The organism is Pseudomonas sp. WC2401, assembly GCF_041200115.1.
Taxonomy (GTDB): Bacteria; Pseudomonadota; Gammaproteobacteria; order Pseudomonadales; family Pseudomonadaceae; genus Aquipseudomonas; species Aquipseudomonas fragi.
In genome coordinates this window covers 2,130,673-2,143,573 of record NZ_CP165623.1, presented here as the reverse complement: position 1 = coordinate 2,143,573, position 12,901 = coordinate 2,130,673, and the positions used below count along the sequence as shown (strand labels likewise).

Below are 12,901 nucleotides of genomic sequence, written 5' to 3'. Positions count from 1 at the left end.
CCAATCCGCCAGGCACACCCGCCAACGCGATAATCGGGATTGAACAAGCATCGTCTTATATGACAAACACTCAATTCATACGCCCGTTTGATTTGGGTGTCGACACCTTCACGGAAAAGCGATCGATTGTCAATTGTCCAAAACAATGATGACAAAACGACCCGGCAGTCAGTTTAGACACCTGCGGTATGAGCGCCCGAAACCTTTGAGGCGCCTTGCAGGCGAAAAGTGTGGGAGCGGGCTTGCCCGCGATTCAGACGACGCGATTTGTCTGCCACACCCCGCCGACTCCATCGCGAGCAAGCCCGCTCCCATAAGGGTCAAGCCAGGGCCTTGAGCACCTCGTCAATGGCCTTGAGTACCTGGGCCTCGCCCCGCTCGCCCCAGACCAGCACGATCATTTGTTTATCCGCCTCAACCTTGTAGACATTGGCCGGCAGCTTGCGAAACTGCGCCAGCAGGCGCTCGTCCTCGCATTCTTCCTGCCAGCGATTGAGCCATTTCCCAGGTGCCGATTGCCAATAGCACCAAATATCAGGCTTAGTACTGCGGCGCGGGCGGTGGTACTGCGCGCAGGAACCGGGGGGTTGCGGCTCAAGCCAGTGCGGCCACTCCTGGGGCGCCAGCTGCATGGACAAACCCATGCGCCGCGCCTCCATGCGCAGGTCCATGCGACCACTTTGCCCCCGGGATGGACGCAACCACGCCAGGGGGCTCAGAACCAGTGCCAGGATTGACACCACTATCCATACCGTCATATCTGTACTCTCATTACTTGATAAACGCGTGACCCAGACTTGAACCAAGGCTCTGGAAAAGGGCCATACTCATAATTAATCGCCATCTACAGGAGCACCCCACATGCCCTACGAACATATCCTGGTCGCCGTAGACCTGACCGACGAATGCGACCCCGTAATCAACCGCGCCAGTGAAAGCGCCAAGGCCAACGGCGCCAAATTGTCGCTGATACACATCGTCGAACCGATGGCGATGGCGTTCGGCGGCGACGTGCCGATGGATCTTTCGCAATTGCAGCAGCAACAGTTCGACCAGGCCAAAGAGCGCCTTGAGCGGCTGATCGCCAAGTACCCGCAACTGCACAAGGACTACTGCCACCTCAACTACGGCCAGCCGCGCCAGGAAATCCATGCCCTGGCCAAGGCGCAAAACTGCGACCTGATCGTGGTTGGCAGCCACGGCCGCCACGGCCTCGCCCTGCTGCTGGGTTCCACCGCCAACGACGTACTGCATGGCGCACCGTGCGACGTGCTGGCCGTCAGCCTGAAAAAACCTGATTAAGTTTATCTGCATGTAACAACAAAAAAGCCCGGCACCTTGTTAAAGGGCCGGGCTTTTCAGTTCAGCACGCGATCAATCAGGCATCCAGCTCAGCCCAACGCTCGACCAGTTGCTCAAGCTCGGCTTGCAATGTTTCAAGCTTGGCAATCACTTCTGCGGTTTTGGCCGCAGGCAGTTGATAGAAACCAGCGTCAGCCATTTCTGCTTCAACCGCGGCAATTGCCTGTTCTTTGGCGTCGATATCAGCAGGCAAGGCTTCCAGCTCACGCTGCAGCTTGTAGCTGAGTTTCTTTTTCGCTGCAGGAGCAGGCTGTGCAGCCACAGGCGCCGGGGCAGCCTCGACCACCGCAGAGTTCAGGTCGGCTTTGCCGGACTTGCTCTCGGTCACGCCCAGCAGGCGCGGCGAGCCGCCCTGACGCAGCCAGTCCTGATAACCGCCCACGTACTCGCGAACCTTGCCTTCGCCCTGGAAAACCAGAGTGCTGGTCACCACGTTGTCGAGGAATGCCCGGTCGTGACTGACCATCAACACGGTGCCCTTGAAGGTCAGCAACACCTCTTCAAGCAGCTCCAGGGTTTCAACGTCCAGGTCGTTGGTTGGCTCATCGAGCACCAGCAGGTTGGCCGGCTTGCTGAACAGCTTGGCCAGCAACAGACGCGCACGCTCACCACCCGACAGTGCCTTGACTGGCGTACGGGCACGCTGAGGGCTGAACAGGAAGTCGCCCAGGTAGCTGAGCACGTGGCGGCTCTGGCCGTCGATATCGATAAAGTCGCGGCCTTCGGCCACGTTGTCGATCACGGTTTTTTCCAGATCCAGCTGATGGCGCAGCTGATCGAAGTAAGCCACGTCGATACGCGTGCCCTCTTCAACCGTACCTTCGGTTGGCACCAGGCCGCCCAGCATCAGCTTGAGCAGCGTGGTTTTACCGGTACCGTTGGCACCCAGCAGGCCGATACGGTCGCCGCGCTGCAGGACCATCGAGAAGTCCTTGAGCAGGAACGGACCACCCGGGTGAGCGAAGCTGACGTTTTCCAGCACCATCACTTGCTTGCCGGACTTGTCTGCCGTATCCAGCTGGATATTCGCCTTGCCGGTACGCTCGCGACGCTCGCTGCGCTCTACGCGCAGTTCTTTCAAGGCGCGTACACGGCCTTCGTTACGGGTACGACGGGCCTTGATGCCCTGGCGGATCCACACTTCTTCCTGGGCCAGGCGCTTGTCAAACAGCGCGTTGGCGGTTTCTTCCGCGGCCAGGGTAGCTTCCTTGTGAACCAGGAAGCTGGCGTAGTCGCCGTTCCAGTCGATCAGGCCGCCACGGTCCAGTTCCAGAATCCGGGTGGCCAGGTTCTGCAGGAATGAACGGTCGTGGGTAATAAACAGAACCGCGCCCTGGAAGTCCTTGAGGGCCTCTTCCAGCCACGCGATTGCGCCGATGTCCAGGTGGTTGGTCGGTTCGTCGAGCAGCAGCAAGTCCGGTTCGGAAACCAGTGCTTGGGCCAGCAGGACGCGTCGACGCCAGCCGCCGGACAATTCGGCGAGGGTTTTGTCGGCCGGCAACTGCAGACGGCTCAGGGTGCTGTCTACCAGTTGCTGCAAGCGCCAGCCATCACGGGCTTCGAGGTCTTGCTGAACGTGCATCAGCTTGTCCAGGTCAGCATCGGTGACGATGTTCTGGCTCAGGTGATGGTACTGGGCCAGCAGTTCGCCAACACCGTCCAGGCCTTCGGCCACAACGTCGAATACGGTCCGCTCGTCGGCTACCGGCAACTCTTGCGGCAATTCGCCAATCTTGAGGCCGGGCGCGCGCCAAACAGAGCCGTCATCGGGTTTTTGATCACCTTTGACCAGCTTCATCATGCTGGACTTGCCGGTACCGTTGCGGCCGATGATGCACACCCGCTCTCCACGGGCGATCTGCCAGGACACCTTGTCCAACAACGGCATAGAGCCGAAAGCAAGGGACACATCGCTGAATTTGAGCAGGGTCATGAGCTTCTCCAAAAACTGGGCGCGCATTCTACCTGATTTAACCCCTCGGGCGGCCGGGTATTTCGTGTACGGTGCCGACTTGCCTTCATTTAGTGCCAAGTTGCTGCGCTTGGCCGGCAAGACGTTCACGCGTCGCTGGCAAAAGGCTAAGCTACGAAATAATCAGCGCAGGCCCGGTCTGCGCTCGTCGCGTTTTTTATCAGTACGGAAGCCTCATGCGCAGTCGTCTCTTCAACTTTTTATCCTGCCTGCTTCTCACCAGTTGCGCCGTGCAAGCCGCCCACGGCGCAGACCTGACTCAACAACGCCAACTGTACGACCAGGCCAAGCGCGCCCTGGCCAAAGGCGATTCCGGCCCATATTTCCAGAATGCTGCAGCCCTGCGCAGCTACCCGCTCACGCCGTACCTGGCCTATGACGAGCTGACCGCTCGCCTGAAGTCGGCCAGCAACACTGAAATTGAACAGTTTTTAGCCGAGCACGGCGACCTGCCCCAAGCCAACTGGATGAAACTGCGCTGGTTGCGTTGGCTGGCAGACCGTGGCGACTGGGCCACTTTCGAAAAATACTACGACCCCAAGCTCAATTTCACCGAGCTGGACTGCCTCAATGGCCAATATGAGCTGCAACACAACCGCAAGGCCGAGGGTTATGCCAGCGCAGAAAAACTGTGGATGGTCGGCAAAGCGCAACCTGCCGCCTGCGACGCCCTGTTCAGCCAGTGGGCCGCCGCCGGCCAGCTGACCGAGCAAAAGCGCTGGCAGCGGGTCAAGCTGGCTGCTGAAGCACGCAATTACGCCCTGGCCACGCAACTGGCCAACGGCCTCAATACCCTGGGCCCGCAAGCCCGGTTGATGATCGAGGTGGCGCAAAAGCCCGATATGCTCAGCCAGCCGTCGCGCTTTGCCCCGGCCAGCGAAGCCATGTCTGACGCCGTAGGCCTGGGCCTGCGCCGCCTGGCGCGCCAGGACCCGGAAAAAGCCGCATCCCTGCTCGACACCTACGCCACCAACATGCACTTTTCCCGCGATGAAAAAGTCGCCATCGCCCGGGAAATCGGCCTGACGTTCGCCCGCCGCTACGACAGTCGCGGCCTGGCCATCATGACCCAGTACGATCCCGAGCTGCGCGACAACACCGTCACCGAATGGCGCCTGCGCCTGTTGCTGCGCCTGGGCCGCTGGGAAGACGCTTATCAGCTGACCCGCAAGCTGCCCCAGGACCTGGCAACCACCAGCCGCTGGCGGTACTGGCAGGCGCGCAGCCTGGAGCTGGCCGAGCCGAAAAACCCGCAAGCCCAGGTACTGTTCAAAAAAGTCGCCAATGAGCGTGATTTCTATGGCTTCCTCGCCGCCGACCGGGCCCAGACGCCTTACCAACTGAACAACCGGCCGCTGGTGCTGAGCCCGCAACTGATCAAGAAAGTACGCAATACGCCGGGGGTACAGCGCGCCCTGGAGTTCCATGATCGCGGCCAGGTGGTCGATGGACGCCGCGAGTGGTACTACGTCAGCCGCTTGTTCAGCCGTGATGAAATGGTCGCCCAGGCCAAGCTGGCCTACGACCTGAAGTGGTATTTCCCGGCTATTCGTACCATCAGTCAGGCCCAGTACTGGGATGACCTGGACATTCGCTTCCCGATGGCCCACCGCGACACCCTGGTGCGTGAAGCCAAACTGCGCGGCCTGCATTCCAGCTGGGTATTCGCTATTACCCGTCAGGAAAGCGCCTTTATGGATGATGCCCGCTCCGGCGTTGGTGCCAGCGGCCTGATGCAGTTGATGCCAGCCACGGCCAAAGAGACCGCACGAAAATTCAGCATTCCGCTGGCCTCACCGCAGCAAGTGTTGAACCCCGACAAAAACATTCAGTTGGGCGCAGCCTATCTGAGCCAGGTGCATGGCCAGTTCAATGGCAACCGGGTGCTGGCTTCGGCGGCTTACAACGCCGGGCCAGGGCGCGTACGCCAATGGCTCAAGGGCGCCAACCACCTGGGCTTCGACGTATGGATCGAGAGCATCCCGTTCGACGAAACCCGCCAATACGTGCAGAACGTGCTGTCTTATTCGGTGATCTACGGCCAGAAGCTCAATGCACCACAGCCTGTGGTGGACTGGCATGAGCGCTATTTTGATGATCAGTGACAGCTGAAGATGCCTGCTCCCTGTGGGAGCTGGCTTGCCTGCGATAGCATTGACGCGGTTTGCCTGCCAGACCCCGTTGCCCACATCGCGAGCAAGCCCGCTCCCACAGAGACGGTATTACTCCAGGATGGTTACCGGCATGCCAACTTCCAGTACGCCGTTACCATCATTCACCAGGTTCTGACCGAACATGGTGCCGTTTTCCTGCTTGCGATAGGTCATCAAGGTTGCCAGCGGCTCACGCTGCTCATCGCGTATGCCGGTATGCGGATCGACTGTGGTGAGGATGCAGCGCGAGCAGGACTTGACCACACGAAACTCCACGTCGCCAATGCGGATACGCTTCCAGCCGTCTTCGGCAAAGGCTTCGCTGCCTTCGATCACCAGGTTGGGACGAAAGCGCAGCATATCCAGAGGTCGCCCGACCTTATGCGAAATGTCATCCAGAGAAGCCTGACCAATCAGCAAAAGCGGGTAACCATCGGCGAACGCCACCTGATCATCATCCCGACCGTAGCCCGCTTCAGTGGTGCGCGCCCTGGGGAGTGGCACATGCACCAGGCGCACCGGTTTTTCGACAAAACGGCTCAGCCAGTCGGCAGCGGCATCGCCTGCATCCGGCACACGCAGGGTGTCACGCCAGATCGTTACGCCACGCAGGTCCGTGTCAGGATCAGGCACCGCCACGTCCAGTGCCTCGAAGCCTTGGGCGCTCAAGGTCAAGCCACCGGTGGCATTCCACAAGGCCGACAACTGGCTCATTTTGGGGTCGGCACGCTGGGTCAGAAAACGCCCGCTGGCTTCGTCCACCAACATCCAGCGGCGATCACCTTCCAGCCCCAGCTTGTCCAGCCGGGCCTGGGGCAGGCTTTCACCCTTGCCGGACTTGAGTGGGAAACGATAAAGCGCACTTAGATGCAGCATGACTCTGGCTCCCTGCGAGGTAAAAAAGCCACAGTATACGAGCCGATCACGGATGCAAAGATGGGAGACCTCAGGCAGGTACCTGGTCGAGTATCAAACGCTGACGTACGACATCCACCAGCTTGTCCGGCTGAAACTTGGACAGGAAATTGTCGCAACCGACCTTTTTCACCATTGATTCGTTGAAGCTGCCGGACAACGAGGTGTGCAGCACCACATACAGGCTGCGCAGGCGCGGGTCATTGCGGATTTCCGTGGTCAACCGGTAGCCGTCCATTTCCGGCATTTCAGCATCAGTGAAGATCATCAGCAGCTTGTCGGTCATGACCTGACCGGTATCGGCCCAGGCCTTGAGCATGTTTAGCGCCTTTAGGCCATCGCTGGCGATGTGCATCTTGATCCCCAACTGGGAAAGGGTTTCACGCAGTTGTGCCAGGGCCACGCTGGAGTCGTCGACCAGCAGCACTTCCCGCCCGCGCACTTGCTCAAAGATCGGGTCGGCCAGCTTCTCGCGCGAGACCTTGGCGTTGTACGGCACAATTTCAGCCAGGACTTTTTCCACGTCGATGATCTCGACCAGTTGTTCCTCGACCTTGCTGATGGCAGTCAGGTAATGGCTGCGCCCGGCACTGGCAGGTGGCGGCAGGATGGCCTCCCAGTTCATGTTGACGATGCGATCCACCCCGCCCACTAGAAAGGCCTGCACCGAGCGGTTGTACTCGGTGACGATAATGGTGCTGTCAGGCCCAGGCACCAGCGCACGCATGCCGATGGCCTGGGACAGGTCGATCACCGGCAGGGTCTTGCCGCGCAGGTTGACCACGCCACACACATGGGGATGGCGGTGTGGCATCAGGGTCAGTTTTGGCAGTTGCAGGACTTCTTGCACCTTGAACACGTTGATCGCAAACAGCTGCCGACCGGCCAGGCGAAACATAAGAAGTTCCAGTCGGTTTTCACCGACCAGTTGGGTGCGCTGGTCTACCGTGTCGAGAATGCCGGCCATAAGTAACTCCTGAGCGTAGGTGCTTGATGCCTGACCTTATCGGCCGGTTTTCCCGGAGCTTGATATCGGTTAGCCATCAATTAACCCGCCCGCGATTACTGGCCCAGCAAAGGCGAGCCCGGCGGCAAGTGAACCTTCAGCGCGCCCTTGCGCACGGCAAAACGCACGGCATCGCCGGCAAGGGGTTCGCCATCGAGGTTGATTGCCAGCCCTTCGGCAGTCTTGATTTCAACCCAGGGCAATCGCGCGCGGACAAACAGGTTATCCAGCCCCCAGCCTTCGGCCATCAGGCTTTTGAGGGTGCCGACGATTTCCTGGGGCGCAGGCAAAATACTGATATCCAGCAAACCATCATCCACCAGCGCCTCGGGGCACAGCACTTGCCCGCCCCCGGCCTGGCGACCGTTGCCGATGCCCAGCGCCAGCAGCTCGCCTTTCCAGTGGAAGTCCGGCCCCTGCAATTCGGCGTAGGCGGCATGCAGTTCGCTGAAGCGGGACAATCCGGTAAACAGGTAAGCCGCGCCGCCCAGCACCTTCTTCAGGTCTTCGGAGGTATTGGCGGTGACCTGGCTGCCAAAACCGCCCGTGGCCATATTCAAAAACAACTTGCCGTCAGCTTCACCCAGGTCGATGGCCCGGGCTGGCGCGTCCAGCAGGGCCAGGGCCGGGCCGGGTTCAAGGGGAACCCCCGCGGCCCGCGCAAAGTCATTGGCGGTGCCCAGCGGCAACAAGACCAGGCTGGCCTCGGTATCGGCCAGGGCCATCGCCTCGCAAATATCGCGCAAGGTGCCATCACCACCGCCGGCAATCAGTTGGCTGTAACCGCCCTCCAGGGCCTCGCGCACCAGGCGCTGGGCATCGCCGGCCTCCCAAGTCAGGCGCACCGCCAGTTCCCGGCCCGCCGCACGCTGTTGCTCGACGGCGGCGCGCACGTCTTCGTTAAGCGCCTGCTTGCCGTGCAAAATCAAAAACGCCTTGCCTGCACTCATGTTCCATCCCTCAACATAATCGGTCTGACTGCTTGGACAACAGCCAGGCCAGAAAGACCCATGCACGGATGATTTAACCTTCGCGGGTCGATCAAAACCGCAGAACCCGTCAGACTTCAGCCCCTGACAGCAGTCCCATGATTCTAGAGGCGTTTTCCATGAGCACACTGGTCCCCTGCATCATCGCCGGTGGCGCGGGTACCCGGCTGTGGCCCGTGTCGCGCGAGGCCATGCCCAAGCCCTTCATGCGCCTGCCCGACGGCCAGAGCCTGCTGCAAAAGACCTTTACCCGCGCCGCGAACCTGCCTGATGTGGCGCAATTGCTGACCGTGACCAACCGGGAGGTGTTTTTTCGCACGCTGGATGATTACCGTGCACTGAACACTGCCGCCACCGAACTGGGCTTTATCCTCGAACCTTTTGGCCGCAACACCGCCCCGGCGATTGCCGCAGCTGCCTTGCAGGTGGCGCAGCGCTACGGCGGCGATGCGCAGCTGTTGGTGCTGCCCGCCGACCACCTGATCACCGATATTGCCGCCTTCGCTCAGGCCGTCGACAGCGCCCGGCAACTGGCCGAACAGGGCTGGCTGGTGACCTTCGGCATCCTGCCGACCCGGGCCGAAACCGGTTTTGGCTACATCGAAAAAGGCCCGGCACTTAACGCTGACAGCTTTAAAGTGGCGCAATTTGTAGAAAAGCCTGACGCCCTGACGGCCCAAGGCTACCTGGACGGTGGCCTGCATCTGTGGAACAGCGGCATGTTCTGCATGCGCGCCGACAGTGTGCTGCGAGAACTCAAGGCCCATGCGCCCCAGGTGCTGGATGCGGTGAGTCACTGCCTGGAGCACAGTCAGATATTTGAGGGCCAGCAACAACGTCATCTCGAACTGGATAGCGCAAGCTTCGCCCGGGTGCCTGATATCTCCATCGACTACGCCGTGATGGAGCGCTCGCAACACGTGGCCGTGGTGCCTTGCCAACTGGGCTGGAGTGATATCGGCTCATGGCAGGCGGTGCGCGAACTGACCCGGGCTGACGAGAATGGCAACCAGTGTACGGGCGAAAACGTACTGCACGATGTGCATAACTGCTACATCGATTCGCCGAAACGCCTTGTGGGCGCGGTCGGACTCAACGACCTGATCATTATCGACACGCCGGATGCACTGCTTGTGGCAGACGCCCGGCGCAGCCAGGACGTCAGGCACATCGCCCAAGCGCTCAAGCGCCAGGGCCACGATGCCTACCGCCTGCACCGCACCGTCACCCGCCCGTGGGGCACTTACACCGTGCTGGAGGAAGGCCCCGGGTTCAAGATCAAGCGCATCGTGGTCAAGCCCGGGGCCGCGCTGTCTCTGCAGGTACACCAGCGGCGCAGCGAGCACTGGATCGTGGTCAGCGGCGCTGCACAGGTCACCAATGGCGACCGTGATTTGCGGCTCGACACCAACGAATCGACCTTTATCCAGCCCGGCACTCCCCACCGGCTGGGCAACACCGGGGAAGCCGAGCTGGTCATGATCGAAGTGCAAAGCGGCGAGTATGTGGGCGAAGACGACATCGTGCGCCTGACTGATATCTATGGGCGCGTGCCTGTTTGAGTTCATTGTGGTGGGAGCGGGCTTGCTCGCGATGGGATCACCGCGATTGAACTGAAAGAGCGGGTCGCCTGCATCGCAGGCAAGCCAGCTCCCACAGATGGAGCAACAGTGCTAAACCAGTACTTCACTCAAGGGAATAAACCCCACCCAGTCGCCTTCAACCAGGGTGCGCTCTTCCAGCACTTCCACCAGCCCTTCGGCCCAGGCCGCGCTGCGCAGCACGCCCGAACTCTGGTTTTTGTAGATCACCGCCCGCCCCTGCTCCAGGCGCCCGCGCAAGTACTCGCGGCGATTGCCCGGCTTGGGCCAGACAAATCCCGCAGGCACCTGGAACTTCAGCGGCGCCACCGCTTGCACGCCCTGACGGCGCAGCAGGTATGGCCGCGCCAGCAGCGCGAACGTCACCAGGGTCGACGCCGGGTTACCCGGCAAGCCGATCACCGGCACACCGCGAAAGTGCCCGCAGGTCAGCGGCTTGCCCGGCTTGATGGCGAGTTTCCATAGCGCCAGCTCGCCTTCTTCGCGCAGCGCGATGCCCAAAAAGTCTGCCTCGCCCACCGACACGCCCCCCGTGGACAAAATCAGGTCAACCGCCCCCAACTCACCCAGGCGTTGACGGGTGGCCGGCAGATCATCAGGCAAAATCCCCCCATCAACCACCTCACAGCCCATGCGCGTCAGCCAGCTGCACAACACGACACGGTTGCTGTTGTAGATTTGCCCCGGCCCCAGTGGTTGTCCGGGTTCGATCAACTCATCGCCGGTCGACAATACTGCCACCTTGATCCGCCGAACCACCTGCAGTTCGGCACAGCCCAAGGACGCAGCCAGCCCTTGCTCAATCGGCCCCAGGCGCGTGCCCGCAGGCAAGACAACCTCACCAACGGTGGTTTCCTGCCCTTGAGGACGAATATTCTGACCTGCGTGCAGGGGGTGGCTAAACACCACACGCCCGTCGGCCTGCACCTCGGCGTTTTCCTGCATTTCTACGCAGTCCGCCCCGGCAGGGACGGGGGCGCCGGTAAAAATTCTGGCACAGGTACCCGGTGCCAGCGGCTCGGGGGCCGTGCCAGCGAAAATACGCTGGCTGACCGTTAACGGCTCCCCCGACCAATCGGCCAGATTTAGGGCGTAACCGTCCATTGCGCTGTTGGGCCAGGGCGGCAGATCAAGGCTGGAAACCAGATCATGGGCCAGTACACGGCCATCACTTGCGCCCACCAGCACCGATTCGCTGTCAAGGATCGGCGCTGCGTCAGCCAGGTCCAGCAGACGCTCCAGGGCCTCTTCAACCGGCATCAGCGCGCCACTGCGGCCCGGCTTACCCACGGCTGTCACAGGCCGCTGCCTGCTTCAAATGGGCGACGAAGTTGCACGGGCGATGGCGAGAATCCAGTTGCTCGGCCAAAATCCCGTCCCAACCGGTGCGTACCGCGTTGGTCGAACCCGGCAGGCAGCACACCAGCGTACCGTTGGCCAGGCCGGCCAGGGCACGGGACTGCACGGTCGAGGTACCAATATCAGCCACTGATATCTGGCGGAACAGTTCGCCAAAGCCATCCACCTGCTTGTCCAGCAGGCAGCTCACCGCTTCAGGTGTGCTGTCGCGTGCGGTAAAGCCGGTGCCGCCGGTAATCAGCACCACTTGCACCGTATCGTCGGCGATCCAGTTGGCAACCTGGGCGCGGATTTTATACAGGTCATCCTTGAGCAACACCCGTGCCGCCAGGGTGTGCCCGGCATCACGCAGACGGTCGACAAAGACCTGGCCCGAGGTATCGGTTTCCAGGGTTCGGGTATCACTGACGGTAAGAACGGCGATATTCAGAGGTACGAAAGGTGCATCAACCTTGGCTTTCATAGGCGAGGTCCAGTTGTCGGAGAAACAGCCCGGTGTTATATCACAGCGCTTCTTTTGCCTGGTTGCACGGAGTGCCTCATGAGCCTGATTCAATGCTCCATCTTGTTGCTGGCGGGCGGCCGCGGCCAACGCATGGGCGGACAGGACAAGGGTCTGGTGACCTGGCAGGGCCAGCCGCTGATAGCCTATGTGCAGCGCGTTGCCCGCCCGCTGACCGATGACCTGATCATTTCCTGTAATCGCAACCCCGATCAGTACGCCCGCTTCGCCGATCAACTGGTCAGCGATGGCAATGATGACTTTGCCGGGCCGCTGGCGGGGATCCGCGCAGGGCTGGCTGCGGCCCGCCATGCACACCTGCTGGTGTTGCCCTGCGACGTGCCCAATATTGACCGCGACCTGCTCCTCGCCCTGCTGGGCACCGCCGCCGAACACCCTGAGCGACCGCTGATGGTGCGCCACGGCGAGCACTGGGAGCCCTTGCTATGTGTTATCCCCTGCGCCTTGCAGGAGGCCTTCGACACCGCCTGGCAGGCCGGCGAACGCAGCCCGCGCAAGATCATGCTCCAGCTCAATGCACAGGCCTGGCAATGCGCCGAGAATGACGTGCGACTGACCAATTTCAATACGGCGGATTTGCTGAAATAATCCGCGCCAGTGCCTGCCCGGGACTAGCAATGGAACTTGCAGCCGATGTATACGTCTCAGGGACAGTAATCATTAACAGTACATTCACTAGTTGGAGATACACCATGACTCACCGGACTCTCGCCGCCCTGATGCTCGCTGCTGGCATGGCCGCCCTTGCCGGCTGCTCCTCGCCTTCGGTGATCACACTCAACGACGGTCGCGAAATCCAGACTGTTGACGCGCCTAAATACGATGACAACTCAGGCTTCTACCAGTTCAAGCAACTGGACGGTAAAGAAACCCGCATCAACAAAGACCAGATTCGTACCGTTAAAGAGCTGTAATACCGCTCTCTGGCCTTAAAACAAAACCCGCCTTGTGCGGGTTTTGTTGTTTCAGGATGCGATAACGCTTGTAGCGCGATGGCAACGGCGTCAAGACGCTGCTGCCT

The 12,901-nt window shown here is 60.8% G+C and carries 12 protein-coding genes; 5 read left to right on the top strand and 7 right to left on the bottom strand.

Annotated features, from left to right (window positions below):
* Nucleotides 1-320: 320 nt before the first annotated feature.
* Complete coding sequence (locus tag AB3G35_RS09840; protein WP_095041340.1) at nt 321-758, bottom strand: hypothetical protein; 438 nt, start codon at nt 756-758, stop codon at nt 321-323.
* A gap of 103 nt (nt 759-861) precedes the next feature.
* Between AB3G35_RS09840 and AB3G35_RS09835 the strand changes: the two genes are divergently transcribed.
* The gene (locus tag AB3G35_RS09835) at nt 862-1,302 is read left to right on the top strand and encodes a universal stress protein (protein ID WP_016780044.1); all 441 of its coding nucleotides are present in this window, start codon (nt 862-864) and stop codon (nt 1,300-1,302) included.
* Between the two features lie 76 nt (nt 1,303-1,378).
* Here the strand turns inward: AB3G35_RS09835 and AB3G35_RS09830 are convergent, their stop codons facing one another.
* On the bottom strand, nt 1,379-3,295 hold the full coding sequence (locus tag AB3G35_RS09830; protein WP_016780043.1) for an ATP-binding cassette domain-containing protein: 1,917 nt from the start codon (nt 3,293-3,295) through the stop codon (nt 1,379-1,381).
* A gap of 215 nt (nt 3,296-3,510) precedes the next feature.
* Here AB3G35_RS09830 and AB3G35_RS09825 point away from each other — a divergent pair, with 215 nt between their 5' ends.
* A complete protein-coding gene (locus AB3G35_RS09825; protein ID WP_086796106.1) occupies nt 3,511-5,439 on the top strand; it encodes a transglycosylase SLT domain-containing protein in 1,929 nt (642 codons plus the stop codon).
* A gap of 117 nt (nt 5,440-5,556) precedes the next feature.
* Here the strand turns inward: AB3G35_RS09825 and AB3G35_RS09820 are convergent, their stop codons facing one another.
* From AB3G35_RS09820 to yegS, 3 genes are all read right to left on the bottom strand, one after another.
* Entirely contained in the window at nt 5,557-6,363 is an 807-nt protein-coding gene (locus AB3G35_RS09820) for an MOSC domain-containing protein (protein ID WP_106117170.1), read from the bottom strand.
* Between the two features lie 70 nt (nt 6,364-6,433).
* On the bottom strand, nt 6,434-7,369 hold the full coding sequence (locus AB3G35_RS09815) for a chemotaxis protein CheV (RefSeq protein WP_016780041.1): 936 nt from the start codon (nt 7,367-7,369) through the stop codon (nt 6,434-6,436).
* Nucleotides 7,370-7,464: 95 nt separating this feature from the next.
* Nucleotides 7,465-8,358 carry a lipid kinase YegS gene (gene yegS, locus AB3G35_RS09810; RefSeq protein WP_086796104.1) on the bottom strand — a complete coding sequence of 298 codons (894 nt, stop codon included), beginning with the start codon at nt 8,356-8,358 and terminating at the stop codon, nt 7,465-7,467.
* Between the two features lie 158 nt (nt 8,359-8,516).
* Between yegS and AB3G35_RS09805 the strand changes: the two genes are divergently transcribed.
* Entirely contained in the window at nt 8,517-9,959 is a 1,443-nt protein-coding gene (locus AB3G35_RS09805) for a mannose-1-phosphate guanylyltransferase/mannose-6-phosphate isomerase (RefSeq protein ID WP_134051088.1), read from the top strand.
* Nucleotides 9,960-10,070: 111 nt separating this feature from the next.
* On the opposite strand, the gene glp is transcribed toward AB3G35_RS09805, so the two are convergent.
* Both glp and moaB read right to left on the bottom strand, forming a co-directional pair.
* Complete coding sequence (gene glp, locus AB3G35_RS09800; protein ID WP_369782585.1) at nt 10,071-11,297, bottom strand: gephyrin-like molybdotransferase Glp; 1,227 nt, start codon at nt 11,295-11,297, stop codon at nt 10,071-10,073.
* Nucleotides 11,281-11,820, bottom strand: a complete 540-nt coding sequence (gene moaB, locus AB3G35_RS09795; protein ID WP_016780037.1) for a molybdenum cofactor biosynthesis protein B — start codon at nt 11,818-11,820, stop codon at nt 11,281-11,283. The genes glp and moaB overlap by 17 nt, the downstream gene beginning before the upstream one ends.
* Before the next feature lie 78 nt (nt 11,821-11,898).
* On the opposite strand from moaB, the gene mobA reads away from it, so the two are divergent.
* Entirely contained in the window at nt 11,899-12,468 is a 570-nt protein-coding gene (mobA, locus tag AB3G35_RS09790) for a molybdenum cofactor guanylyltransferase MobA (RefSeq protein ID WP_369782584.1), read from the top strand.
* Nucleotides 12,469-12,572: 104 nt separating this feature from the next.
* Nucleotides 12,573-12,794: a YgdI/YgdR family lipoprotein gene (locus AB3G35_RS09785; RefSeq protein WP_016780035.1), complete on the top strand. Its 222-nt coding sequence runs from the start codon at nt 12,573-12,575 to the stop codon at nt 12,792-12,794.
* The last annotated feature ends 107 nt before the right edge of the window (nt 12,795-12,901 follow it).

What these genes read in the sequence shown, in the direction of transcription:
- AB3G35_RS09840 (WP_095041340.1), bottom strand. Translation starts at nt 758, where the DNA reads ATGACGGTATGGATAGTGGTGTCAATCCTGGCACTGGTTCTGAGCCCC.
- AB3G35_RS09835 (WP_016780044.1), top strand. Translation starts at nt 862, where the DNA reads ATGCCCTACGAACATATCCTGGTCGCCGTAGACCTGACCGACGAATGC.
- AB3G35_RS09830 (WP_016780043.1), bottom strand. Translation starts at nt 3,295, where the DNA reads ATGACCCTGCTCAAATTCAGCGATGTGTCCCTTGCTTTCGGCTCTATG.
- AB3G35_RS09825 (WP_086796106.1), top strand. Translation starts at nt 3,511, where the DNA reads ATGCGCAGTCGTCTCTTCAACTTTTTATCCTGCCTGCTTCTCACCAGT.
- AB3G35_RS09820 (WP_106117170.1), bottom strand. Translation starts at nt 6,363, where the DNA reads ATGCTGCATCTAAGTGCGCTTTATCGTTTCCCACTCAAGTCCGGCAAG.
- AB3G35_RS09815 (WP_016780041.1), bottom strand. Translation starts at nt 7,369, where the DNA reads ATGGCCGGCATTCTCGACACGGTAGACCAGCGCACCCAACTGGTCGGT.
- yegS (WP_086796104.1), bottom strand. Translation starts at nt 8,358, where the DNA reads ATGAGTGCAGGCAAGGCGTTTTTGATTTTGCACGGCAAGCAGGCGCTT.
- AB3G35_RS09805 (WP_134051088.1), top strand. Translation starts at nt 8,517, where the DNA reads ATGAGCACACTGGTCCCCTGCATCATCGCCGGTGGCGCGGGTACCCGG.
- moaB (WP_016780037.1), bottom strand. Translation starts at nt 11,820, where the DNA reads ATGAAAGCCAAGGTTGATGCACCTTTCGTACCTCTGAATATCGCCGTT.
- mobA (WP_369782584.1), top strand. Translation starts at nt 11,899, where the DNA reads ATGAGCCTGATTCAATGCTCCATCTTGTTGCTGGCGGGCGGCCGCGGC.
- AB3G35_RS09785 (WP_016780035.1), top strand. Translation starts at nt 12,573, where the DNA reads ATGACTCACCGGACTCTCGCCGCCCTGATGCTCGCTGCTGGCATGGCC.